We start from the raw sequence: 22,172 nt of genomic DNA on the forward strand, positions 1-22,172 counted from the left end.
TCTCTCTACGGGGTGGCGGGGCGACCCGTGCGTCCGTGCGTCCGTGCGTACCGGGGCAGCCCGTGTGTGCGGGGAAAGCCGTACGTACGGGGAAAGGCCCGTGCGTACCGGGAAGTCAGACGCGCTTGGCGGGCAGCAGGCCGAGGGCCGCGAGCCGCTTGTTCGAGCGCCGGGCGGCCCAGGCGACCACCAGGAGGGCCAGGGCGAGCAGCGGGAAGCCCATGGCGATCTTGGCGAAGCCCAGCGAACCGACCTGGTCGGTCGCGTAGAAGTACTGCTGGACGGCGAACCGGGCGCCGAAGACGGCGGCAAGGACCAGGGTGGCGATGTCGTAGTAGAGCCGCGAGCGCTTGTCCGCGCGCCAGACGTTGCCCTTGCCGGTGGCCGCGTTCCAGATCACGCCCGCCAGCGGCCACCGCACCAGGACGGAGAGGACGAAGAGGACGGCGCCTGCCAGGCTCGCCCAGATGCCGATGAGGAAGTAGTCCTTGGCGGAGCCGGTGAACCAGACGAGGCCCGCGGCGACCGCGACGCCGAACACACCGCCGATCGCGGGCTGCACCGACTCCTTGCGCATCAGCCGTTCCACGCCGATGCCGACCGCGACGGCCAGGGCGGCGATGACCGCCACCCGCAGTCCGCCCGCGCTGTTGGCGACGACGAACGCCACCACGGGCAGCGCCGAGTAGACGATCCCCTTGGTGCCTCCGGCCTGGTCGAGGGCCGAAGGGCGCTGCCGGGGCGCTGTCTGTGCCGTCCGCTCTGCCTGCTCCGTCTGCTCCGTCCGCTCCGCCTGCGTGTCGGACTCTGTCTCCAGGAAGCTCTTGGCCTTCATGGTGGTCAGTTCTCCCGAGTTCGTCTGGGGGCGAGATGCGATGTCACTGTGTCACTAAGCGCTACTGTGTCATTAAGTGACACACTTGGCCACCCCTCCCGCACTGTGACGTGGGTCACATGGCGGCGAATCCTCGGACACCCACCCTCCGGGCGGCGCCTCGCACCCCTTCTGCTCCGGGCCATGGATCCCAATCACCGCAAGGGTCCGACGGTGGGCGGTGATCGAAAGTTCACGAGCCACTTGCCGTGAGTGTCATTAAGTGACACTGTCACTAAGTGACAGATAGCCGATTGCCGTCGCCTTCTCACGGCACCGGACGCTGACCCCAGGAAGGGATCGACATGGCACAGCGGGAGACCATCTCCGTCGAGGAGTTCTTCGGGCCGCCGACTCGCGCGAAGGCGACCCTCTCGCCGGACGGCAGGGAAATGGCGTACCTGGCGCTGTGGAAGAACCGCATGAACGTCTGGATCGAGAGCGTCGACGCACCGGGGGACGCGCGGTGCGTGACCACCGAGGACCGCGGAGTGGTGAGCTACCACTGGACCCGTGACCCCCGATGGCTGCTCTACACCCGGGACCAGGGCGGCGACGAGAACCTGCACCTCTACCGCGTCGACCTGGAGACCCCGGACGCCCCCGCGGTCGACCTCACGCCCTACCCCGGGGTGCGGACCGTGGGCCTGGACCTGCCCGCCGGGCGGCCCGGCAAGGTGGTCACCCAGCTGAACCTGCGTGACCGGGCCGAGTTCGACCTCGTCGAACTGGACATCGCCACCGGCGACCTCACGACCCTCGCCCAGAGCCCCGGAAGCAATGTCGAGGGGTGGCTGTACAGCGAGCACGAGCTGTTCGCGGTGGCGACGACGGCCGAGGGCGACGTCGAGCTGTCCCGGTGGGACGGGGTGACGGGCGCGGCGACCCCCGTGGCGCGGTTCGAGGGCGGTGACGCCCCGTTGGGGATCTACCCCATGGAGGTCACACCGGACGGCGCCGGAGTGTGGCTGGGCTCCCACCGTGGGAGCGACCGCCTGCGCCTGGCCCGCCTCGACCTGGCCACCGGCAAGGAGGAAGAGGTCGACTCCCACCCGCAGTTCGACCTGGACACCCGCGCCCGGGTCTTTCCCGCCCTGCCCTCCCCCCTGATCCGCAGCCGGCGCACGGGCGAGCTGCTCGGGGTCCGGTACCTCGGGGAGCGGCAGGTGATCCACGCACTGGACCCGCACTTCGCCGCCGTACTGGAGAACCTGGAGAAGCTGTCCGACGGCGACCTCGCCGGGCTGTCATCCGACGAGAGCGGACAGCGGTGGGTGGCCGGCTTCACCCACGACCGCGACCCCGGTGCCACCTTCCTCTACGACCACACGACGGGCGAGAGCCGCCTGCTCCACCGGGCGAAGCCGCACCTCGACCCCGAGTCGCTCGCCCCGATGCGACCGGTGTCGATCACCTCCCGCGACGGTCTGACGCTGCCGTCGTACCTGACGCTGCCGGTCGGCATCGAGCCCTCCCGGCTGCCGCTGGTGCTGTTCGTCCACGGCGGCCCCTGGAGCCGGGACAGCTGGGGCCACCACCCCGCCGCGCAGCTCTTCGCCAACCGCGGCTGCGCGGTCCTTCAGATCAACTTCCGGGGCTCCACCGGCTACGGCAAGGCCTTCACCCGGGCCGGCATCGGGGAGTTCGCGGGCAAGATGCACGACGACCTCATCGACGGCGTGCGGTGGGCGGTCGAGCAGGGGTACGCCGACCCGGAGCTCGTGGCCATCATGGGCGGCTCGTACGGCGGTTACGCGTCACTGGTGGGTGTCACCTTCACCCCGGACGTCTTCGCCGCCGCCGTCGACGTCGTCGGTATCTCGGACCTGGCCAACTTCATGCGCAGCCAGCCCGACTTCGTCAAACCGATGCTCGCCTACAACTGGTTCACGTACGTCGGCGACCCGGCCGACCCGGAGCAGGAGGCCGACATGCTGGCCCGCTCCCCGATCAGCCGCGTCGACCAGATCCGCACACCGCTGATGGTGGTGCACGGCGCCAACGACGCCCGCGTCGTCCTCGCCGAGTCCGACCAGCTCGTCGAAGCCCTCCGCGCACGAGGCGTGCCCGTCCAGTACACGGTCATGAAGGACGAGGGCCACGCCATCGAGAACCCGGAGAACGTGATCGCCCTCTACACGGCGGCGGAACGCTTCCTGGCCGAACACCTCGGGTTCGAGGCCCACTTCGAGACCCGCATCTAGGCATCCAGACATCTCGACACGGGAGACGACATGACCCTGACGCTGCCGCAACGCCTCTACCTGCTCTGCTACACCGTGGACCAGGGCAAGTTCCAGCTCGACAACCTCCAGGGCCGCGGCCAGTTGCTGCGTGCCGGTGCCCTGACCGAGCTGGCGCGCGACGGGCTGCTCGACGCCACGGGAGGGAAGGTGGTCCGCGAGGCCGGCAAGGCGCCGGACGACACCTTCGTCGCCACGGTGTGGGCCGACCTGCCGGACAACAAGCCAAAGGGCTGGCTCCAGTTCGTGCACAACAAGGCGCACACCGCGGAGACGCCCGTCCGCGACCAGCTCGCCGCGCTGGGCGAGGTCACCGTCTCGCGCGGCAAGGTGCTGGGGCTCATCCCGGCCGACAAGGTCACCGTCGCCCGCCCGGAGGAGGTGCGCGCCCTCCAGAAGCGGGTGCGCGACACCGTGCTCGGCGGCGCCGACCCGGCGTCGATCCCGCTGGAGGAGCTGACCATGGCCGTGTTCGCGGCCGAGCTCGAGGTGACCTGCGTATGGAGCCGCGGAGACCGCCGCACCCACAAGCAGGCGCTCAAGGCGCTCGCCGCGCGCTTCGACGAGATCGTCCCCGGCCTGCGCAAGGCACTGCGCGACTCGTACCTGTCGAGCCGGGCGGTCGGTGGCGGCTGGAGCGCCTGAGCGCACGGCCGCCGACCGGCCCGACCGGCCCTATCCGGGCCGCAGGACCAGCGCGAGCAGCCCCGGGAAGCGCGCGTCGAACTCCTCGCGGCGGAGGCGGTTGACCCGCCGCGGCCCCTCGTCACGCTGCTCGACGAGTCCCGCTCCCCGCAGCACCCCGAAGTGATGGCTCAGCGCCGCCTTGCCGACGGGGACGTCGAAGCTGCCGCAGGCGCGGGTCCAGTCCGGGGACGACGCCAACTCCCTTACCAGTTCCAGGCGTACGGGGTCCGCCAGCGCGGTGAGTGCGGTCAGCACGGGCACCTCGTCCGGATGGGCGTGCACCGGCGCCGCGCGGTGGTGATGGTTCGCCACAGGGTCACCCCTTCCCGTATGCCTCTTGCCGAGTGTTCGACGAAAACCATACACTCCCGAGTGTTCGCTTCCCATTGAACACTCGTCGAACGCTCGAAGGAGTGCCCAGCCATGTCCACCGAGTCCACCGAGTCCACCGCGTCCACGGTGTCTTCCCCGTCCACCATGCGCGCGATCCAGCTCCAGGAGTACGGCGGCCCCGAGGTCCTCAGGGTGGTCGACACGGGCATCCCCGAGCCGGGTCCCGGCCAGATCACCGTCGACGTCGCCTACACCGGCGTGAACTTCGCCGACCTGAAGGCCCGGGCCGAGGGCTACCGCGTGCCCGCGCTCCCCTACGTTCCGGGGCTCGAAGTCTCCGGGCACGTCCGGGCGCTGGGCGCGGGCGTGGAGGGGTTCGAGGTCGGCCAGGAGGTCGCCGCGCTCACCGCGGGCGGCGCGTACGCGGAGGTGGCGCTCGCCGACGCGACGACGGTGTTCGCCCTGCCGAGCGGCGTGGACCTGCGCACCGCCGCCACCCTGCCCACGGTCCTGCCCACCGCGCACGCGCTGCTCCACGAAGTGGGCCGGCTGAGCGCGGGCGAGACGGTCCTCGTGCAGGGCGCGGCGGGCGGAATCGGCACGGTGGTCGGCCAGTTGGCGAAGGCGGGCGGCGCGGGCGCGGTGTACGGCGTCGTGTCGAGCGAGGCCAAGGCGAAGTACGCGCTGGAGCACGGGTACGACGAGGTGTTCGTCGGGGGCTTCGGAGATCTCGGGGGCTCCGGGGAGTCCGGGGAGTCCAGGCAGGGCTTCGTCGCGCAGGTCCGCGCCGCCACCGGCGGACGCGGGGTGGACCTCGCCCTCGACCCGGTCGGCGGCGACACCTTCCGCGGCGGGCTCGCCGCCCTCGCCGTCTTCGGGCGGCTCGTCTCCTTCGGCAACGCGAGCTCGGCGGAGCCGTGGCGGGTGGGCCAGCCGGAGCTGTACGGAACGGCGCTCGGCGTCTCCGGCTTCTCGATCCTCTCCCTCGCCAAGTCGGCGCCGCAGGCCCTGCGCGAGGTCGCCGCACGGGCCTTCGCGAAGGTGGCCGACGGGACGGTGGAGCTGCCGGTGACGGCGGAGTTCCCGCTGGCGGACGCGGCCGGGGCGCACCGCCTGATGGGGGCGCGCACGAGCACGGGGAAGCTGCTGCTGCGGGTGGCGGGCTGACTCCGCGCCTCGTCCGGGAGGACAGTGGAGACCATGACGACCTCCACCGGAGAACCCGCCGGGGGCGAGCCCCGCATCCCCACCATCGACCTGCAGCCGTGGCTCACGGGAGACCCGGCCGCCCGTGCCGCCGTCGCGCGGACCGTCGACCGCGCGCTCCGGACGGCCGGGTTCCTGCTGGTGACCGGCCACGGCGTGGACCCGTCGCTGCGCACGCGCATCCGGGCCGCCGCCCGCGAGTTCTTCGTACTCCCTACGTCGGTCAAGGAGAGGTACGCGGCGAGGGTGGGTGGCCGCGGCTGGCTCGGCCCGGGGGCCGAGGCCAACGGCTACGCGGAGGGGACCGAGACCCCGCCCGACCTGAAGGAGTCCCTGACCTTCGCGACCGAGCGCCCCTTCGACGACCCGGCCGTCAACGCCGAGTGGTACGAACCGAACGTGTGGCCCGCGGAGGCGGCCGGGCTGCGGGCTCTGTGCACGGCGTACCTCGCGCGGATGGAGGAGCTCACCAACCGGCTCCTGTCCCTGCTCGGCGACGCGCTCGGCGAGCGGCCCGACTTCTTCACGCGGCACATGAGCCACCCGACGTACGGCTTCAACATCAACTGGTATCCGGGCACGGAGGTCGTCGGGGAGCCGCGGCCCGGCCAGTTCCGCATCGGCCCGCACACCGACTTCGGCACGGTCACCGTGCTCGACCGGCAGGCGGGCAGGGGCGGGCTCCAGGTCTTCACCGACGAGGGCGGCTGGCAGGACGCGCCGTACGACCCGGACGCCTTCACCATCAACATCGGGGACCTGATGGCCCGTTGGACGGGCGACCGATGGCGCTCGGGCCGCCACCGCGTCCTGCCGCCCCCGCCCGACGCACCGGCCGAGGAGCTGATGTCCCTGGTCTACTTCGGCGAGTGCACGCCCGGCACGCTCGTGGAGTCGGTGCCCGCGCCGGTGGGGCGGGTGGCGTACGAGCCGGTGGACTCGCACACGTATCTGCGGGCGAAGCTGGACTCGATCACGGTGAACTGATCAGGACTTCTCGTACGACTCGCGCAGCTTGCGCCACGGCTCCAGGCTCCACGTCGACCAGTCCTTCGGCCGCCCGTCGAGCGCGTCGACGAGGAACTCGAAGTGGTTGTGCCAGCCGGCGAGGCAGTCCAGGCGCAGCTCGTCGTCGCCGTCGAACTCGTTGGTGAAGCGCAGGGTCGTACCGGCCTTCCCGTCGGCCGCCTCCAGATGGAAGCGGCACCGCCCGTGCAGGTCGATCGTGTACTCGGCGACCCGCTCCGGGTCCCACGCGGTGACGCGCCCGGAGTGGGTGGCCGACTCGCCCCCGTTGAGCCAGCGCAGCACGACCGCGCCGCCGAGCCGCGGCTCCAACACGTCGGCGGCGGCCAGCCACCCCGGAAGCCCCTCCGGGGTGGCCACCGCGGCCCAGACCTCTTCCACAGGGTGGGGAAGGCGGAGCTCGTAATGGAGGTGCTGGGTGGAGCCTTCAGTCCTGCTCGTGCCCTGCCCGATCATCGCCGTCATGGCCCAAGCCTCGCCCGGCACGCCCCGTTCCGCACTCCCGGCGACTGCTTACGGGCGCTGGCCGGCCCCGTCGAAGATCAGCTCCTGGCGCCGTCCGTCGTTCTCACGGGCGATCGCGACCCCCCGAAGCCGCCAGGCCTCCAGAAAGGTGAGCGACACCATGTCCTCCGCCGCCGACCAGTCCCCCGTCAGCCGGTAGGCGTGGTCGTGGTTGTAGACGGAGCGCGCGACGCGTCGAAGAGCTCACCGAAGGTGTCGTCGTCACCGTCCCTGATGCGGACGCGCAAGGCCCTCTGGTGCGCCTGAAGTTCCCCCTGATTCGTCTCCACGCCCTCTTACCTGTCCGCACGGCAAAGGCCGGTTCCCGTGACGTGGGTCACGGGAACCGGCCTTCAAGTGGAGCCTTCGGGAGGCAGTGGCGGTACGGGGGGTCAGACCCCGGCGTACGAGTGCTTGCCGGTGACGAAGATGTTCACGCCGTAGTAGTTGAACAGCCAGCAGCCGAAGGCGATCAGGGCCAGGTAGGCGGCCTTGCGGCCCTTCCAGCCCGCGGTCGCGCGTGCGTGCAGGTAGCAGGCGTAGGCGACCCAGGTGATGAAGGACCAGACCTCCTTGGGGTCCCAGCCCCAGTAGCGGCCCCACGCGTCGCCCGCCCAGATCGCGCCCGCGATGATCGTGAACGTCCACAGCGGGAAGACCGCGGCGTTCACGCGGTACGAGAACTTGTCGAGCGTGGCCGCGGCCGGGAGGCGCTCCAGGACGGAGGTCGCGAAGCGGCCGGGCTGCCCGCCGGAGGCCAGCTTGCTCTCGTAGGAGTCGCGGAAGAGATACAGGATCGTCGAGACCGCGCCCACGTAGAAGACGGCACCGCAGAAGATCGCGGTGGAGACGTGGATCCACAACCAGTACGAGTGAAGGGCGGGAACCAACTGGTCGCTGGCGGTGTACAAGACAGTGACGGCGAGACCGAGATCGAGGAGGACCGTGGTGATCAGCGGAAGCCCGAGCCAGCCGACGTTCTTCTTCAGCGCCAGGAGCACGAGGTACACACCGACGGCCATCGTGGAGAACGTCAGGTTGAACTCGTACATGTTGCCCCACGGCGCCCGCTGCACGGACAGCGCGCGGGTGAGCACGCCACCGAACTCCACGAGGAACGCGAGCACGGTGAGGGACACGGCGATACGGCCGTAGAGGTCCCCCTTCTCGTCACCGGCCGACGCACCGGGACCGTCCGGCACGTCGCGCGTGCCGGTGACGGAGCGGGTGACGACCTTGGGCGCCGTCTTCGGCCGGTCGAGGACGGCGGTGCCGCCCTCGGCCTTGACGGTGACGGCGGGTGCCTTGGCGGTGACGGCCGCGCTCTGCGCGGTCAGCGCGGCGGCCGTGCGGCCCACCTTGCTGCGGCTGCCGAAGATCCACTCTGCCATGTGCGCGAAGAAGGCAAGGAGATAGACGGCCATCGCGGAGTAGACCAGCACATTGCTGATGCTCGCGAGGTTCTCGTTCGGTTCGGCGGCGAGGGTGGTGGCGAGATTCACTTCTCAGCCCCTTCGGCAGGAACAACTTGGGGGGTGGAGTCGGCATGCGCGGCATCGACGTGATCGGCATGGTCGGCATGGTCTGGATCGGGCGCGCTCGGCGCCTTCTCATGGAGGTGCGCCGCGAGGTCGCCCAGCTCCTCGGGCAGCTTGGCGGACTCGCTGCGGCCGAGCCCGGCCATCTCGACGACGGTGACGCCGTCGGCGCCCCGGACGGCCCGCACCCACACGCGGCGGCGCTGGATGAACAGCGATCCGGCGAGGCCGACGATCGCGGAGATCGCCCCGACGAGCGCCCACATGCTGCCGGGCTGCTGGGAGATCTGGAAGGTCGCCCAGCGCTTGATGTCCTTCTCGAAGGTGATCGAGCCGGCACCGCCCGGCAGCTTCATCGTCTCGCCGGGCACCATCCGCTTCTTCAGGAGCTCGCCCTTGGCGTCCTTGAACTTGGTCATCTTGCTGGTGTCCAGCTGGTACACGTTCTGCGGCAGACCGGAGTCCACGCCGAGGCTTCCGTGGTACGCGGAGAGCGCGAGGACGGGATAGTCGAGCGCGGGGAACTGGGAGAACATGTTGCCCTGGCCCGAGCCGGCGAACGTCGGCACGAAGAAGGCGTTGAAGCCGAGCTGTTCCTTCTTGCCGTTCTTGTCGCGGTAGCCGTCCAGGACCTTGATGGCTCCGGTGGCCGTGCCGTTGGAGTCGATCGGCAGCAGCGGGACGGACTGGGTGCTGACGACCTTGCCCTTTCCGTCGCGCACGGTGACGGTCGGCGCGTAGCCCTGGCCGATGAGGTAGACCTTCGAGCCGTCGACCTCGAGCGGCTTGTTGACCTCGATGGCCTTCTTCTTCTCGGGGCCGTCGACGCCCTCGCTGTAGGTGACGTTCGCCCGGTAGGTGCGGGCGGTGCCCTTCTCGGGGCCCTTCCTCTCGAACGACGACTCGAAGCTGTCCAGCTTGAAGCTGAACGGCGCCAGGTCGTCGGTGTTGAAGAGGTTGCCGGACTTGAAGTTGTCGTACTGGGTGAGAGTGTTGGAGAAGCCGTCCCCCTGGACGACGAGCTTGCCGCCCTCGGACTTGAACAGGGCCCCGACGGCGAAGGCCACCAGGAGCACGATCAGCGAGATGTGGAAGAAGAGGTTGCCCGCCTCACGCAGGTAGCCCTTCTCCGCGGCGACGGACGCCCCCGCGCCGCCCTTGCCGGCCGTGAGGTCCGCGCGGAAGCGGCGTTCCTTGAGCAGGCCGAGCGCGGCGTCGTGGACCTGCTCGGGCTCGGCCTCGGTGCGCCAGGTGGTGTACGCGGGCAGCCGGTCGAACCGCTTGGGCGCGCCCGGCGGGCGGCCGCGCAGCTGGCCGACGAACTGCCAGGTGCGGGGCACGATGCAGCCGATGAGGGAGACGAAGAGCAGGATGTAGATCGCCGAGAACCACACGGAGCTGTAGACGTCGAACAGCTGGAACTTCTCGTAGATCGGCGCGAGCGTGGTGTGCGCGGCCTTGAAGTCCTGGACCTTCAGCTCGTCGATGCTGGTCTGCGGGATCAGCGAGCCCGGGATCGCGCCGAGCGAGAGCAGGAGCAGCAGGAGCAGCGCGACCCGCATCGAGGTCAGCTGCCGCCACATCCACCGCGTCCAGCCGACGGCTTCGCGGCTGGTCCAGGTGAGCCATCCGGCGACCCCGGGGGCGCGCTTGCCGCCGAAGGACCCGGGCATCGCCCGGTCCAGGGGGGCGGTGGACAGCTGGGCACCCGCGGCGCCCAGATCCTGCTCGCCCTGGCCCGCACCGCCCTGGCCGGCACTGCTCCGGCCCGGGTCGTTGCTCTGCTCTTCAGGGGCTTGGGTCTTGCTCATGGATCAGATCCCCACCGTGTAGCCATTGGACCAGACCTGCATCTCCTGCACGATGCTGTCCCAGACGCCGGTGACGAGGAGCAGTCCGGTCGCGATCATCATGATGCCGCCGATGCGCATCACCCAGACGTAATGCTTCTTGACCCAGCCGAACGCGCCGAGCGCCTTGCGGAAGGCGATGGCCGCGAGGATGAACGGCAGCCCGAGTCCCACGCAGTACGCGACGCTCAGTATGGCCCCACGCCCCGCGCTCCCCTGGTCGAGGGCCAGGGAGTTGACGGACGTGAGCGTGGGCCCCACGCAGGGCGCCCAGCCGACGGCGAACAGCGCGCCGAGCACGGGTGCCCCCGCGAGCCCGGCGGCGGGCTTCTTGTGGAAGCGGAACTCCCGCTGGGACAGCCAGGGCATGAGCCCCATGAAGAAGATGCCGAGGGCGATCATCAGCACGCCGAGCACCTTGGTGATGACGTCCTGGTATTCCTGCAGGTTCTGCCCGACATACCCGAACAGGGCGCCGGTGGAGACGAAGACCGCGGTGAAGCCGAGCACGAAGAGCCCGGCCCCCGCGGCCATCCGCCCCCGCTTGGCCTCCGCCAGATCGGTGCCGCCGACCCCGGTGACGTACGACAGGTATCCCGGCACGAGCGGCAGGACGCACGGGGAGAAGAAGGAGACGAGACCGCCCAGGACCGCTACGGGCAGCGCCAGGAGGAGCGCCCCGTTCATGACGGTCTGGTTCGCTTCGCCGACGGCGGCGAGGGTGGACATCACGGGGAGATCACTTCTCCGCGATCAGCGGGTCGATCATCTTGCGCAGCTTCTCTTCGTTGAGCGCCTGCTGCGAGCGGGCCGCGATCTTTCCCTGCCGGTCGAGGATGATCGTGGAGGGGATGAACTTGGGGTTCATCGTGCCCTTGGGGAAGCGCAGCATCAGCTTGCCCATCGGATCGTGCAGGCTCGGGTAGGAGATCTTCCACTCCTTCTCGAACGCGAGCGCCGGGTCCTTCTGCGGGTCGCGGGTGTTGATCCCGATGAACTGCACGCCCTTGTCCGCGGTGTCCTTCGAGACCTTCGCGAAGTTCGGCGCCTCGGCCCGGCAGGGCGAACACCAGGAGCCCCAGACGTTCAGGACGACGACCTTGCCCTTGTAGTCGTCCACGTCGAGGTGCTTGCCGGTGAGGGTCTCCCCCTCCAGCTTCGGCCCGTCCTGCCGCTCGCCCTTGTCGGCGGTGGCGATGCCGTCGGAGCCGGTGACGAAGTTGGTGTTCCCGGAGCCTCCGGACGTGCCACCGGAGCTGCACGCCGACAGGGTCAGCGCGGCGACCGCGGCCCCAGCGCCCAGAAGGACGGCGCGGCTGCGGCTACGGCTGCGGTTCGTGCGGTGGGGGGCGCGGCAGGCGGCACTCATGTGAAAAGTTTCGCATGTCTGTTTCGGGGATCTTCCGCACCCCCCGGGGTTGCGGAAAGTCCCATTTCAGACGGCCTTCCCGAGTGCCTTCCAGCCGCCGGTGGGCTCCGTGCCGACCTCAAGGCCCTGCAGGTCGGCGAGGACCTTGGGGTCCTGGACGTCGAGCCAGTCGACGAACTGCCGGAAGGAGACGAGACGTACGTCCTTTTTGCCCGCGATGTGCTTCAGGGCTTCCTCGACGGCGTCCATGTAGATGCCGCCGTTCCACTCCTCGAAGTGGTTGCCGATGAAGAACGGCGCGCGGTTGGTCTCGTAGGCCCGCTTGAATCCGGCGATGTAGGACTCGGTGGCCTGCTTGCGCCAGCCCGGATAGTTGGCCGGCGGGGCCTTCGTGGAGTTCTGCGACTGGTTCGCCAGGATGTTGTAGTCCATGGACAGGACCTCGAAGGAGTGCCCGGGGAACGGCATCGCCTGGAGCGGCAGGTCCCAGACGCCCATCTTCTTCTGGGGCCAGCGCTGACGGCCGCCGGGCGACGAGGCGTCGTAGCGCCAGCCGAGCTTCTTCGCCGTCGGCAGCAGATTCTCCTGGCCCAGGAGACAGGGCGTACGGCCGCCGACGAGCTCCTTGTCGTAGTCGAAGGGCAGCGACGGCAGATCGGTCCAGCCGGTATTCGTGCGCCATTCCTTGACGAACGACATGGCCTGGTCGATTTCGCTCTGCCATTGCGCCGGCGTCCAGTTGGCGACCGTGCCGCTGCCCGCGCAGAAGTGCCCGTTGAAGTGCGTGCCGATCTCATGGCCTTCGAGCCAGGCCTGGCGGACGTACTTCAGCGTCTCCTTGATGTGACCGTCGGTGAGATAACCGATGTCGGACGCGCCGACCCCGTTGTTCGGCGGCTTGTAGAGCCGCTTCTTGGATTCGGGAAGGAGATAGAGCCCGGAGAGGAAGAACGTCATCTTCGCGTCGTGGTCCTCGGCCAGCTTCAGGAAACGCGGGAAGAGGCCGTTGCCGACCTCGCCCGCACCGTCCCAGGAGAAGATCACGAACTGCGGGGGCGTCTCACCCGGCTCCAGGGGCACGGGCTTGCCCGGCTGATGCGGCTGCTTTCCCGTGTACGAGGTCGAACCGTCGCCGATCGGCTTCGCCGGGTGCTTCTCGCCGCCCTTGCCGCCGTTGGCGGCGGGACCGGCCGAATGACTGCCGCCGCCCGTGCCGCAGCCCGCGAGTCCCAAAGCGGCCGCGGTCCCGACGCCGAGGCCGAGCATTCCCCTGCGACTGATGTCGCGCATTCCATCCCCATTCGTCGCGCCCTGCGTCCATGCACGATGGACGCCCCGTTAGAGGGCGCGACGAACTATGGGGTTCCGGCAACAAGCACATATTTAGTGCCTTTTACCAAGAACGGACATACAGTTGCCGGTCAATTACCCGCCGTCGACATCGAATCGAAGGCGAGCGGCCATTGGCTAAGCGCCGAACGCCTTCGCCTTCCCCTTCACCGGCTTGGCGCCCGCGAGGAGATGCGCGGGAACGAGATCCCGCGCCGGCTCGGTGTATCCCACCGACACGATCTTGTCGCCGCGGTACGTGAACGTCGTCAGCGAGGCGAGCGTGCACTGCCGCTTGCGCGGGTCGTGCCACAGCCGCCGCTTCTCCACGAAGCTGCGCACGATCCAGATCGGCAGCTGGTGACTGACACAGACCGCTTCATGGCCGCGGGCCGCGTCCTTCGCCGCGTCCAGGGCGCCCATCATCCGCACGACCTGCTCGACGTACGGCTCGCCCCAGGACGGCTTGAAGGGGTTGACCAGGTGCTTCCAGTTCTCCGGGTTCTTCAGCGCGCCGTCGCCGACGCCGAAGGTCTTGCCCTCGAAGACGTTGCCCGCCTCGATGAGCCGCCCGTCCGTCGCCAGATCCAGGCCCTGCGCCTTGGCGATCGGCGTCGCCGTCTCCTGCGCACGGTCGAGCGGCGATGCCACCACGTGTGTGATGTCGCGCGGGGCGAGATGCTCGGCGACCCGGTCGGCCATCTGCCGCCCCAGCTCGGAGAGGTGGTAGTCGGGAAGGCGCCCGTAAAGGATGCCCTCCGGGTTCTCCACCTCCCCGTGGCGCATCACGTGGACGACAGTGATCTCGCTGCCCGCGCTCATGCGGTGGCCTCCGTGGTGGGTTCAGTGGCTTCGGCGGCAGCGCGCGCCGCGCCCGGAAGGGCCGCCGCGATCCGCTCGATCGCCCGCTCGTCATGGGCGGTGGAAACGAACCAGGACTCGAAGGCCGACGGCGGCAGATACACGCCCTGCGACAGCATCGAGTGGAAGAACGCGGTGAAGCGGAACGACTCCTGCGTCTTCGCGTCGTCGTAGTCGCGCACCTCACGCTCGGTGAAGAAGACGGAGAACATGTTCGACGCGTTCTGCAGCCGGTGCGCGACGCCCTCCTTGGAGAGCGCCTCGGTGACAAGCCCGCGCAGCTGCTCGGAGACGGCGTCGACCTTCTCGTACGCCGCGTCGTCCAGGAGCCGCAGCTGCGCGAGGCCCGCGGCCGTCGCGATCGGGTTCCCCGACAGGGTGCCCGCCTGGTAGACGGGACCGACCGGGGCGAGGTGCTCCATGACGTCGGCCCGGCCACCGAAAGCGGCGGCCGGGAAGCCGCCGCCCATGACCTTGCCGAAGGTCATCAGATCCGGCCGCACGCCGTCGACGCCGAACCAGCCCGCCTTCGACGTACGGAAGCCGGTCATCACCTCGTCCGAGATGTACAGCGCGCCGTTCTCCCGGCACAGGTCGGCCAGGCCCTGGTTGAAGCCCTCGCGCGGCGGCACGACGCCCATGTTGCCCGGCGAGGCCTCGGTGATGACGCAGGCGATCTCTCCGGCATTCGCGGCGAACGCGGCACGCACGGAATCGAGGTCGTTGTACGGAACGACGATCGTGTCGCCCGCCTGGGCGCCGGTGACGCCCGGGGTGTCCGGCAGGCCGAAGGTGGCGAGGCCGGAGCCGGCCGCGGCGAGCAGCGCGTCCACGTGACCGTGGTAGCACCCGGCGAACTTGATGATCTTGGCGCGCCCGGTGAAGCCGCGGGCGAGGCGGATCGCGGACATCGTCGCCTCGGTGCCGCTGGAGACCAGGCGCACCTGCTCGACGGGGGCGATGCGCGCGACGATCTCCTCGGCGAGCGCGACCTCGCCCTCGCCGGGCGTGCCGAAGGACGTGCCGCGCGCGACGGCCTCCTGGACGGCGGCGATCACATCGGGGTGGGAGTGGCCGAGGATCATCGGCCCCCACGAGCAGACAAGGTCTACGTACTCACGGCCGTCGGCGTCCGTGAGGTACGGACCGGTACCGGACACCATGAAGCGGGGCGTACCGCCCACAGCGCGGAAAGCGCGCACGGGAGAGTTCACACCGCCGGGCGTCACGGCCGCCGCACGGTCGAAGAGAGTCTGCGAAACTGGGGCGCTATACGGGAAGCTCACATGAACCATGGTGTCAGAGGCTTCGGACATCCTGCGGACAGGTGTTTCACTCGACGTTTTAGCCGGTGACCGTGGGGGAGGTCACTGACACGATGATCGGGTTGCGCGGCGGGGGCCTCGCGGCCTAGAAAAGCAGGGGCGGGCGCCCTGGAAAAGCAGTCGGGTGGAGATATGCATCGCGGTGGCGGACTGGGCGAGGGGACCGACGACCTGGGTCCGCGGCGTGCCCGGCGGATCGGCAAGCACCGGCGCGAGGCGGAAGCGGCCGAGGCAGAAGCCTTGGCACGGGGCGAGACGGAGCGGGACCGGGCGGAGACCAGGAGTGGCCGGGTGGGCGGGGTGACCTACAAGTACTTCGGAGCCCCGGACGGCGCGACCGCCGCCCGCGTGCCCATCTCGATGCGCCCCGAAGAGCTCGGCGGCGACGAGCTCGGCATGGGCGGCATGTTCACGAAGATCAAGCCGGAGACGGTGGCCGCGATGGTCCTGACCGGCATCGAGGGCATACCCCTGAACAAGGTCCCCCCACTCGAACTGGTCGTCCTGCACCCCGACTACGCCGTGGTGAAGCTCCCCATGACGGTCGTCGACCCGCTGCGCGGCGTCGGCGAGGAGTCGGTGGGCGCCGCCGCGTTCATCTGGTCCACGGTCCCCGACCGCGGCGGCCCGCGCGACGCGTTCAACGTCTACCAACTGCTGCACGAATGGCAGGATTTCAGCCACCGGCTGCATGACGCGGGGCATCAGGCGTACTGCCTGGTGTGGCCCTGACGCCCCCGCGCCGTCGCGCGTAGGCCGCGTCTACTCCGGCCGCAGCGCGGCGAGTTGCCGCTCGAAGGGGATCAGCTCCTCCTCCTGAACCGCCGCGGGCCGCATGATGTCGGCCAGTTCGGCCGCGGCCCTCTCGATGCGCTCCTCCAGGCCGTCCGCACCCCAGTCCTCGGACGCCGCGTACACGGCGGTCGGCACGACCACCGCCCGCAGGTAGGCGAACAGCGGGCGCAGCGCGTGCTCCAGGACCAGCGAATGGCGCGGGGTGCCGCCGGTCGCCGCGATCAGGACCGGCGTACCGGCGATCGCGTCCTTGTCCAGAACCGTGAGCACGTCGAAGAACGACTTGAACAGGCCGCTGTACGAGGCCGAGAAGACCGGCGTGACGACGATCAGGCCGTCGGCGGCCTTCACCGCGTCCGCCGCCGCGCTCAGCTCCGGCCCCGGGAACCCGGTGACGAAGTTGTGCGCGATCTCCACGGCCAGGTCGCGGAGTTCGACGACCTCGGTCTCCACGTCGGCGCGGCGTCCGGTGGCCGCCGCCAGGCGGTCGGCGAGCAGCCGGGTGGAGGAGGGGACGCTGAGCCCCGCGGAGACGACGACGAGCTTCATGCGGTGACCTCGCTTTCGATGCCGCTCTGGGTGGCCGCCACGCGGGCGGCGTGGGTCGGGGCGTCCGGGACGGTCGCTGGGCGGTTCTTGGCGAACTCCTCCCGCAGGACCGGAACGACCTCCTCGCCGAGGATGTCCAGCTGCTCGAGGACGGTCTTCAGAGGAAGGCCCGCGTGGTCCATCAGGAACAGCTGGCGCTGATAGTCGCCGACGGCGTCCCGGAAGGACAGCGTCCGGTCGATCACCTGCTGCGGAGAACCGACGGTCAGCGGCGTCTGGGACGTGAACTCCTCAAGAGAGGGTCCGTGTCCGTAGACGGGCGCGTTGTCGAAGTACGGCCTGAACTCCTTCACCGCATCCTGCGAGTTCTTCCGCATGAACACCTGACCGCCGAGCCCGACGATCGCCTGCTCCTCGGTGCCGTGCCCGTAGTGCGCGAACCGGCGGCGGTAGAGGTCGACCATCTTCTTGGTGTGCTCCTGCGGCCAGAAGATGTTGTTGTGGAAGAACCCGTCTCCGTAGTACGCGGCCTGCTCGGCGATCTCCGGGGAGCGGATGGAGCCGTGCCAGACGAAGGGCGCGGTGCCGTCCAGCGGGCGGGGCGTCGAGGTGAAGGACTGAAGGGGCGTACGGAACTTGCCCTCCCACGTCACGACGTCCTCGCGCCACAGGCGGTGCAGGAGCGCGTAGTTCTCGACGGCGAGGTTGATGCCCTGGCGGATGTCCTTGCCGAACCACGGGTAGACCGGGCCGGTGTTGCCGCGGCCCATCATCACGTCGACCCGGCCCTCGGCGAGGTGCTGGAGCATCGCGAAGTCCTCGGCGATCTTCACCGGGTCGTTCGTGGTGATCAGGGTGGTGGAGGTGGAGAGGATCAGGTGCTCGGTGCGGGCGGCGATGTAGCCGAGCATCGTGGTGGGCGAGGAGGGGACGAACGGCGGGTTGTGGTGCTCGCCGGTCGCGAAGACGTCGAGCCCGACCTCCTCGGCCTTCAGCGCGATGGCCACCATGGCCTTGATGCGCTCGTGCTCGGTGGGGGTGCGGCCCGTGGTGGGGTCCGGCGTCACGTCGCCGACGCTGAAGATCCCGAACTGCATACCGGATCCGGACTGCATGGCTGACTCACTCTCCGCAGGTTGTTGATGCTTCAACTATACCTACGGAACGGTGGCGGGCCAGGGGGTATTCCCCCGGGGGCGCCCAGCGGCCCCCGCGGGGGGGGGTGGTCGGGCTGGCGGGATCTGGGCAGGCCGACGGGGGTCCGGCGGGGCTGGCGGGATCTGGGCAGGCCGACGGAGGTCCGGCCGGGCTGGCGGGATCTGAACAGGCCAAAGGGGTCCGGGCAGGCCGACGGCTCCGGTCGGGTCGGCGGGGCCAGGAGGGGGCACGGCGTCCAGGAGGGGTTACGGCGTCCAGGAGGGGGCACGGCCCGTCTCGGCCAGGAGCCGCTCCAGCTCGGAGGCCCCCTCCCCCACCGCGACCGGCTCCCCGAAGACGCCCATCTTCCGGGCCGTCGGACCAAGCCCCGCTACCGCTTCCCGCAGCGCGGTGACCACACCGCTGCTCTCGGGGGCGGCCTCGAAGTCCTGCCCCGTGGCACGGGCCAGGTCCCAGGCGTGCACCGTCAGGTCGAGCAGGGCCATGCAGCCGACGGTCCTCGCGGGCATGTCCATCGCACCCGTGGTGCCCTCGTCCGCGCCGGGCGCGGCCCAGGCCGCGACCAGCTTCCCCGCTTCGTCCGCGAACCGGTCGCGCCAGTCGGGACCCTCGGCGACGAGATCGGGCGTCTCACCGAACTCGGCGTCCTTCTTGGCGGCCAGCGCCTGGAACTGGACGATCACCTGGAAGAGGTGATTGACCAGGGCCTTCACGTCGTACTCGGCGCAGGGAGTAGCAGCGGCAAGGCGGTCGTCCGGGACGGCGCGGACCACGGGGACGGCGTGGGCGGTGGCCGCCTTCAACAGGTCGGCGATGCTGTTCTCGGTCATGCCGTGACGGTAGGGCGACGAGGGCTCCGGCGGCTTGAAGAAACACGACACGGCGGCAGACCGCGGCAGACCTCCGGCATACGATCCAGCCATGGCCGACGCCTCCGAGACCGCCCCGCGCAGCGACACCAAGGGCATCGTCGACGCTGCCGGACTCTTCACCCACGCACGGTTCCGCCGGCACCTCCCGGCGCCCGCGCTGCGCCCCTACGTGGAGCAGTACTGGCTGATCGACTGGGACCTGACCCAGCCGTACGCCTCGCACGTCGTCCCGCACCCGTCCGTGAATGTCGTCTTCCAGACCCTCCCGGGCCAGGAGCCGTTCGCCGAGGTGGCGGGGATCGGTCTCGACCTCTTCACGCAGAAGCTGGAGGGGCGTGGCCGGGTGTGCGGGGCGAAGTTCCGCCCGGGCGGCTTCCGCCCGTTCGCCCCTTCGGCGCCGGTGTCCAGATGGACGGGGCGGCGGCTCCTCCCCCTGGAGGAGGTCTTCGGGGCGGTCCCCGAGGGCGCACTGGAGGCGGTGCTCTCCCCTCCCGAGGAGCAGGCCCGCGTGGCAGCACTGGACACGTTCCTCCTGGCCATCGGCCCCACCCCCGACCCCCAGGCGGACCTGGCCATGGACCTGGCCGAACGCATCCGCACGGACCGCGGGGTCCGCCGCGTCAGCGAGTTCGCCCGGGCCCAGGACATGTCCGTACGGACGCTGCAACGACTGTTCAACGCGTACGTGGGGGTCGGCCCGAAGTGGCTGATCCTGCGCCACCGGATCCACGAGGCGCTGGAGCGCGCGGAGACGGAACGAAACCTGGACTGGGCGGAGCTGGCGGCCACGCTGGGCTACGCGGACCAGGCCCACCTGATCAGAGACTTCACAACAACGGTGGGCGTACCCCCCACGGCCTACTCACCCCACTGACGCCAGTCGTTCAGACACTCAGGTCGACGCTCCAGTCGTTGCACCGCATCCAGTGCCCCTTCGGGTACTCGAAGTCGTGCTCACCCCCCAGGGTGAACCCGGCCTTCCTGCACACCCCGTTGGAAGCCGCGTGGTCCGCCGAGGGGAAGGCGTGCAGCTGCCGGTGCCGCCCGGCGGCCCGTGCCTCCTCGACGACCAGCCGCGCGGCCGCCGCCGCGACGCCCCGCCCCTGGAACCCGGGCAGCACGCCCCACCCCGTCTCCCAGGCGGGCTCCCCCTGCCAGTTCGTCTCCCAGTACCCGATGACCCCGACGGCAGCACCGTCGAGCACTATCCGGAACATCTGCCCCCGCTCCTCCAGCGCCAGATAGCGGCGATGCCGGGACACCAACTGCTCATCCGTCTCGGGCCCACCCAAGTGCGCGGTCATCTCCGCGGAGTTGCAGGCGACCAGCAACTCGAAGTCGCCCTCCGCCCAACGAACCAGATCCGGCCCCGCCAGCGTCGATCTCTCCATGCCGACCACCGTACGACGAGGGTCTGACAACGCCCGGAGACAAGACGCCCCACGCCCCGCAGCCGGCAACGAGACGCAAGGTGACGTGCCGGTATGTCCGCCCGGAGCACGGCTCCCATCGCTCCGGTGCCGAAGCACCCTCGCGGCCACCGGACGATAGCGAGGACGGACATACCGGCGCGGCACCGTCCCCACCACCGAACGGGCCCCGCACCGACGGCCGGACGCACCACCGGCCGGTCGCCCCACCGACCAAACGCCCCGCCGATCGACCGCACGCACCGCTGACCAGCGACGAAGCGCCGCCCCCACAAACCGCCTTGACAGCACAGACCCCCCTCCCGCACATTTACCTGCGTGACGCAGATTCTGCACAGCGCCGCACATTCTCCGCTGTGACTGCGCGACCCCTCTGACCGCGTGACCTCGACACCACACCTCGCACCCGACCTCCCACCCGAAGGAACTCCCCGTGCCCACGGAATCCCCCACCCCCACCCCCACCCCCACGAAAGACAGCGCCCCACTCCCGCCCCCACCCCCACCCGCACCCCTCCCCCCACGAAAACGCTGGGCCGTCCTAGGCGTGATCCTCGCCGCCGACGTGCTCGACCTCGTCGACGCCACCATCACCAACATCGCCGCCCCCACCATCACCAAGGACCTCGGCGGCGGCCCCGGACTCATCCAGTGGCTCGGCGCCTCCTACGCGCTCGCCCTCGGTGTACTCCTCGTCATCGGCGGCCGGCTCGGCGACAAGTACGGCAGGCGGCGCCTCTTCCTGCTCGGTCTCGGCGGCTTCACGCTCGCCTCGGTCGCCTGCGGGCTCGCCTTCAGCCCCGAGTCGATCACCATCGCCCGCCTCGCCCAGGGCGCCTTCGGCGCGCTCGTCATCCCGCAGGGCTTCGGCATCCTCGCCGCGGTCTGGCCCCGCGAGGAGATCGGCAAGGCGTTCAGCCTCTTCGCGCCCGCCATGGGGCTCTCCGCCGTCGGCGGCCCCATCCTCGCCGGGTTCCTGATCGACGCCGACCTCGGCGGCCTCGGCTGGCGGTCCATGTTCCTGATCAACCTCGTGCTCGGCGGCGCGGCCCTCGCCGCCGCCGCCCGCCTCCTGCCCAAGGACTCCGGCGACAGCACCACCTCGATCGACGGCACCGGCTCCGCCTTCCTCGGCGCCACCATGCTCGGGCTGCTCTCCGGCCTCATCGACGGCTCCACGAACGGCTGGACCGCCACGCCCCTCCTGCTGATCGCCGCGGGCCTGGCCTTCTTCGCGCTCTTCTGCCACCGCCAACGCACCGCGCGCAACCCGCTGATCCAGCCCTCGCTGCTGCACAACCGCGGCTTCACATCGGGGCTCGTCCTCTGCGTCGGCTTCTCCGCCGCCGTGTCCGGACTGCTCTACGTCATCTCGCTCTACCTGCAAGAAGGGCTCGGCCGCTCACCGTCCGGTACCGCGCTCGGCCTCGTCCCGCTCTCCGTGGGCATCGTCGTCGCGTCCATCGCCTGCCACGGCCTCATCGGCAGGCTCGGCCGCACGCTCGTCCTCATCGGCCTGCTGATCATCCTGACCGGCACCGGATACCTGCTCGCCCTCGTAGCGAACTCCGGTACGGAACTGAGCAGTTGGCTCCTCGCCTCGCCCCTGCTCGTCATCGGCCTCGGCATGGGCACCTGCTTCGGCACCGTCTACGACATCACCATCGGCGACATCGCGCCCCAGGAGGCGGGCAGCGCGAGCGGCTCGCTCAGCGCGGTGCAGCAGTTGGCCAACGCGATCGGCGCGGCCACCGTCGTCACCGTCTTCTTCAAGAACGCCGACGGCGGCCCCGACCACGCCATGACGGTCACCCTCGCGGTCGTCGCGGGCGTCACACTGCTCTGCTGCGGCCTCGTACGACTCCTCCCGCGCAAGCCGCAGGAGGAGCAGCACCACTAGATCGGTCCTTATGAATCAGCCGGAACGACGGCTGCGGAAGCGCTCCAGGACGAAAGCGCCGAGGAGCACGAGACCGATGGCGACGACCTTGCTCCCCTGATATCCGGTCACCACGCCACCCGGGGCGCCGGAGACCGGAATCCCCCACAGCGCCCAAGCGATCCCGGCGACGACGAGGAGGGCGGCCCCGATGGGGCCGATGCCCCACCACCACGGCGCCTGGGGATGCTCGTCGGACCGGTCGCGTTCATCGTGCGCCAAGGCTCTTCTCCAGGTCATGGGTGCGGGGACGGGGCGGGACCTGAGAGACGCGTGGTGCACCC

At 70.1% G+C, this 22,172-nt stretch carries 22 protein-coding genes and 1 pseudogene; 7 read left to right on the top strand and 16 right to left on the bottom strand.

The window, feature by feature from the left end:
- Positions 1-115: 115 nt before the first annotated feature.
- On the bottom strand, positions 116-835 hold the full coding sequence (locus ACZ6ZP_RS42595; protein ID WP_351174091.1) for a DUF3159 domain-containing protein: 720 nt from the start codon (positions 833-835) through the stop codon (positions 116-118).
- Between the two features lie 344 nt (positions 836-1,179).
- Here ACZ6ZP_RS42595 and ACZ6ZP_RS42600 point away from each other — a divergent pair, with 344 nt between their 5' ends.
- Both ACZ6ZP_RS42600 and ACZ6ZP_RS42605 read left to right on the top strand, forming a co-directional pair.
- Complete coding sequence (locus tag ACZ6ZP_RS42600; RefSeq protein ID WP_469410545.1) at positions 1,180-3,078, top strand: S9 family peptidase; 1,899 nt, start codon at positions 1,180-1,182, stop codon at positions 3,076-3,078.
- A gap of 30 nt (positions 3,079-3,108) precedes the next feature.
- Positions 3,109-3,762 (top strand): GOLPH3/VPS74 family protein, encoded by a 654-nt coding sequence (locus ACZ6ZP_RS42605; RefSeq protein ID WP_351174085.1) that lies wholly within the window; start codon positions 3,109-3,111, stop codon positions 3,760-3,762.
- 30 nt (positions 3,763-3,792) lie between these two features.
- Here ACZ6ZP_RS42605 and ACZ6ZP_RS42610 read toward each other — a convergent pair whose 3' ends face one another.
- Positions 3,793-4,116 carry an ArsR/SmtB family transcription factor gene (locus tag ACZ6ZP_RS42610; protein ID WP_351174082.1) on the bottom strand — a complete coding sequence of 108 codons (324 nt, stop codon included), beginning with the start codon at positions 4,114-4,116 and terminating at the stop codon, positions 3,793-3,795.
- 165 nt (positions 4,117-4,281) lie between these two features.
- On the opposite strand from ACZ6ZP_RS42610, the gene ACZ6ZP_RS42615 reads away from it, so the two are divergent.
- Positions 4,282-5,304, top strand: coding sequence for a quinone oxidoreductase family protein (locus ACZ6ZP_RS42615; protein WP_469410557.1), 1,023 nt, complete (start codon positions 4,282-4,284; stop codon positions 5,302-5,304).
- A gap of 33 nt (positions 5,305-5,337) precedes the next feature.
- The gene (locus tag ACZ6ZP_RS42620; protein ID WP_351174079.1) at positions 5,338-6,330 is read left to right on the top strand and encodes an isopenicillin N synthase family dioxygenase; all 993 of its coding nucleotides are present in this window, start codon (positions 5,338-5,340) and stop codon (positions 6,328-6,330) included.
- Here ACZ6ZP_RS42620 and ACZ6ZP_RS42625 read toward each other — a convergent pair whose 3' ends face one another.
- From ACZ6ZP_RS42625 to hemL, 9 genes and pseudogenes are all read right to left on the bottom strand, one after another.
- Positions 6,331-6,834, bottom strand: a complete 504-nt coding sequence (locus tag ACZ6ZP_RS42625) for an SRPBCC domain-containing protein (RefSeq protein ID WP_351174076.1) — start codon at positions 6,832-6,834, stop codon at positions 6,331-6,333. It lies immediately after the preceding gene.
- Between the two features lie 120 nt (positions 6,835-6,954).
- A pseudogene (locus ACZ6ZP_RS42630) lies at positions 6,955-7,121 on the bottom strand (RNA polymerase sigma factor); the annotation flags it as partial.
- Between the two features lie 144 nt (positions 7,122-7,265).
- Positions 7,266-8,375 carry a c-type cytochrome biogenesis protein CcsB gene (gene ccsB / locus ACZ6ZP_RS42635; RefSeq protein WP_351173455.1) on the bottom strand — a complete coding sequence of 370 codons (1,110 nt, stop codon included), beginning with the start codon at positions 8,373-8,375 and terminating at the stop codon, positions 7,266-7,268.
- Positions 8,372-10,222 carry a cytochrome c biogenesis protein ResB gene (resB, locus tag ACZ6ZP_RS42640; RefSeq protein ID WP_351173452.1) on the bottom strand — a complete coding sequence of 617 codons (1,851 nt, stop codon included), beginning with the start codon at positions 10,220-10,222 and terminating at the stop codon, positions 8,372-8,374. Before resB ends, ccsB begins: the two co-directional genes overlap by 4 nt.
- Positions 10,223-10,225: 3 nt before the next feature.
- Positions 10,226-10,990, bottom strand: coding sequence for a cytochrome c biogenesis CcdA family protein (locus ACZ6ZP_RS42645; RefSeq protein ID WP_351173467.1), 765 nt, complete (start codon positions 10,988-10,990; stop codon positions 10,226-10,228).
- A gap of 10 nt (positions 10,991-11,000) precedes the next feature.
- Positions 11,001-11,630 carry a TlpA family protein disulfide reductase gene (locus ACZ6ZP_RS42650; RefSeq protein ID WP_361470904.1) on the bottom strand — a complete coding sequence of 210 codons (630 nt, stop codon included), beginning with the start codon at positions 11,628-11,630 and terminating at the stop codon, positions 11,001-11,003.
- A gap of 66 nt (positions 11,631-11,696) precedes the next feature.
- On the bottom strand, positions 11,697-12,920 hold the full coding sequence (locus ACZ6ZP_RS42655; RefSeq protein WP_351173447.1) for a polysaccharide deacetylase family protein: 1,224 nt from the start codon (positions 12,918-12,920) through the stop codon (positions 11,697-11,699).
- A gap of 177 nt (positions 12,921-13,097) precedes the next feature.
- On the bottom strand, positions 13,098-13,781 hold the full coding sequence (locus ACZ6ZP_RS42660; RefSeq protein ID WP_351173444.1) for a histidine phosphatase family protein: 684 nt from the start codon (positions 13,779-13,781) through the stop codon (positions 13,098-13,100).
- The gene (hemL, locus tag ACZ6ZP_RS42665; RefSeq protein ID WP_361470901.1) at positions 13,778-15,115 is read right to left on the bottom strand and encodes a glutamate-1-semialdehyde 2,1-aminomutase; all 1,338 of its coding nucleotides are present in this window, start codon (positions 15,113-15,115) and stop codon (positions 13,778-13,780) included. The genes ACZ6ZP_RS42660 and hemL overlap by 4 nt, the downstream gene beginning before the upstream one ends.
- Positions 15,116-15,277: 162 nt before the next feature.
- Here hemL and ACZ6ZP_RS42670 point away from each other — a divergent pair, with 162 nt between their 5' ends.
- Positions 15,278-15,877: a hypothetical protein gene (locus ACZ6ZP_RS42670; protein WP_351173438.1), complete on the top strand. Its 600-nt coding sequence runs from the start codon at positions 15,278-15,280 to the stop codon at positions 15,875-15,877.
- Between the two features lie 30 nt (positions 15,878-15,907).
- Here the strand turns inward: ACZ6ZP_RS42670 and ACZ6ZP_RS42675 are convergent, their stop codons facing one another.
- The 3 genes from ACZ6ZP_RS42675 to ACZ6ZP_RS42685 form a co-directional block, all read right to left on the bottom strand.
- The gene (locus tag ACZ6ZP_RS42675) at positions 15,908-16,489 is read right to left on the bottom strand and encodes an FMN reductase (RefSeq protein WP_351173435.1); all 582 of its coding nucleotides are present in this window, start codon (positions 16,487-16,489) and stop codon (positions 15,908-15,910) included.
- On the bottom strand, positions 16,486-17,586 hold the full coding sequence (locus ACZ6ZP_RS42680; RefSeq protein WP_351173464.1) for an LLM class flavin-dependent oxidoreductase: 1,101 nt from the start codon (positions 17,584-17,586) through the stop codon (positions 16,486-16,488). Before ACZ6ZP_RS42680 ends, ACZ6ZP_RS42675 begins: the two co-directional genes overlap by 4 nt.
- Before the next feature lie 306 nt (positions 17,587-17,892).
- Positions 17,893-18,477, bottom strand: coding sequence for a TIGR03086 family metal-binding protein (locus ACZ6ZP_RS42685; RefSeq protein ID WP_469410546.1), 585 nt, complete (start codon positions 18,475-18,477; stop codon positions 17,893-17,895).
- A 91-nt stretch (positions 18,478-18,568) separates the two neighbouring features.
- On the opposite strand from ACZ6ZP_RS42685, the gene ACZ6ZP_RS42690 reads away from it, so the two are divergent.
- Positions 18,569-19,393 (top strand): helix-turn-helix domain-containing protein, encoded by an 825-nt coding sequence (locus ACZ6ZP_RS42690; RefSeq protein WP_351173429.1) that lies wholly within the window; start codon positions 18,569-18,571, stop codon positions 19,391-19,393.
- 10 nt (positions 19,394-19,403) lie between these two features.
- On the opposite strand, the gene ACZ6ZP_RS42695 is transcribed toward ACZ6ZP_RS42690, so the two are convergent.
- On the bottom strand, positions 19,404-19,910 hold the full coding sequence (locus ACZ6ZP_RS42695; RefSeq protein WP_469410547.1) for a GNAT family N-acetyltransferase: 507 nt from the start codon (positions 19,908-19,910) through the stop codon (positions 19,404-19,406).
- Positions 19,911-20,496: 586 nt separating this feature from the next.
- On the opposite strand from ACZ6ZP_RS42695, the gene ACZ6ZP_RS42700 reads away from it, so the two are divergent.
- Complete coding sequence (locus ACZ6ZP_RS42700; protein WP_469410548.1) at positions 20,497-21,849, top strand: MFS transporter; 1,353 nt, start codon at positions 20,497-20,499, stop codon at positions 21,847-21,849.
- Positions 21,850-21,864: 15 nt separating this feature from the next.
- Here ACZ6ZP_RS42700 and ACZ6ZP_RS42705 read toward each other — a convergent pair whose 3' ends face one another.
- Positions 21,865-22,110, bottom strand: a complete 246-nt coding sequence (locus ACZ6ZP_RS42705; RefSeq protein ID WP_469410549.1) for a hypothetical protein — start codon at positions 22,108-22,110, stop codon at positions 21,865-21,867.
- Positions 22,111-22,172: the final 62 nt, after the last annotated feature.

Source organism: Streptomyces sp. NPDC054047 (assembly GCF_055585065.1).

What these genes read in the sequence shown, in the direction of transcription:
- ACZ6ZP_RS42595 (WP_351174091.1), bottom strand. Translation starts at nt 835, where the DNA reads ATGAAGGCCAAGAGCTTCCTGGAGACAGAGTCCGACACGCAGGCGGAG.
- ACZ6ZP_RS42600 (WP_469410545.1), top strand. Translation starts at nt 1,180, where the DNA reads ATGGCACAGCGGGAGACCATCTCCGTCGAGGAGTTCTTCGGGCCGCCG.
- ACZ6ZP_RS42605 (WP_351174085.1), top strand. Translation starts at nt 3,109, where the DNA reads ATGACCCTGACGCTGCCGCAACGCCTCTACCTGCTCTGCTACACCGTG.
- ACZ6ZP_RS42615 (WP_469410557.1), top strand. Translation starts at nt 4,282, where the DNA reads ATGCGCGCGATCCAGCTCCAGGAGTACGGCGGCCCCGAGGTCCTCAGG.
- ACZ6ZP_RS42620 (WP_351174079.1), top strand. Translation starts at nt 5,338, where the DNA reads ATGACGACCTCCACCGGAGAACCCGCCGGGGGCGAGCCCCGCATCCCC.
- ACZ6ZP_RS42625 (WP_351174076.1), bottom strand. Translation starts at nt 6,834, where the DNA reads ATGACGGCGATGATCGGGCAGGGCACGAGCAGGACTGAAGGCTCCACC.
- resB (WP_351173452.1), bottom strand. Translation starts at nt 10,222, where the DNA reads ATGAGCAAGACCCAAGCCCCTGAAGAGCAGAGCAACGACCCGGGCCGG.
- ACZ6ZP_RS42645 (WP_351173467.1), bottom strand. Translation starts at nt 10,990, where the DNA reads ATGTCCACCCTCGCCGCCGTCGGCGAAGCGAACCAGACCGTCATGAAC.
- ACZ6ZP_RS42650 (WP_361470904.1), bottom strand. Translation starts at nt 11,630, where the DNA reads ATGAGTGCCGCCTGCCGCGCCCCCCACCGCACGAACCGCAGCCGTAGC.
- ACZ6ZP_RS42655 (WP_351173447.1), bottom strand. Translation starts at nt 12,920, where the DNA reads ATGCGCGACATCAGTCGCAGGGGAATGCTCGGCCTCGGCGTCGGGACC.
- ACZ6ZP_RS42660 (WP_351173444.1), bottom strand. Translation starts at nt 13,781, where the DNA reads ATGAGCGCGGGCAGCGAGATCACTGTCGTCCACGTGATGCGCCACGGG.
- hemL (WP_361470901.1), bottom strand. Translation starts at nt 15,115, where the DNA reads ATGGTTCATGTGAGCTTCCCGTATAGCGCCCCAGTTTCGCAGACTCTC.
- ACZ6ZP_RS42670 (WP_351173438.1), top strand. Translation starts at nt 15,278, where the DNA reads ATGCATCGCGGTGGCGGACTGGGCGAGGGGACCGACGACCTGGGTCCG.
- ACZ6ZP_RS42675 (WP_351173435.1), bottom strand. Translation starts at nt 16,489, where the DNA reads ATGAAGCTCGTCGTCGTCTCCGCGGGGCTCAGCGTCCCCTCCTCCACC.
- ACZ6ZP_RS42680 (WP_351173464.1), bottom strand. Translation starts at nt 17,586, where the DNA reads ATGCAGTTCGGGATCTTCAGCGTCGGCGACGTGACGCCGGACCCCACC.
- ACZ6ZP_RS42685 (WP_469410546.1), bottom strand. Translation starts at nt 18,477, where the DNA reads ATGACCGAGAACAGCATCGCCGACCTGTTGAAGGCGGCCACCGCCCAC.
- ACZ6ZP_RS42690 (WP_351173429.1), top strand. Translation starts at nt 18,569, where the DNA reads ATGGCCGACGCCTCCGAGACCGCCCCGCGCAGCGACACCAAGGGCATC.
- ACZ6ZP_RS42695 (WP_469410547.1), bottom strand. Translation starts at nt 19,910, where the DNA reads ATGGAGAGATCGACGCTGGCGGGGCCGGATCTGGTTCGTTGGGCGGAG.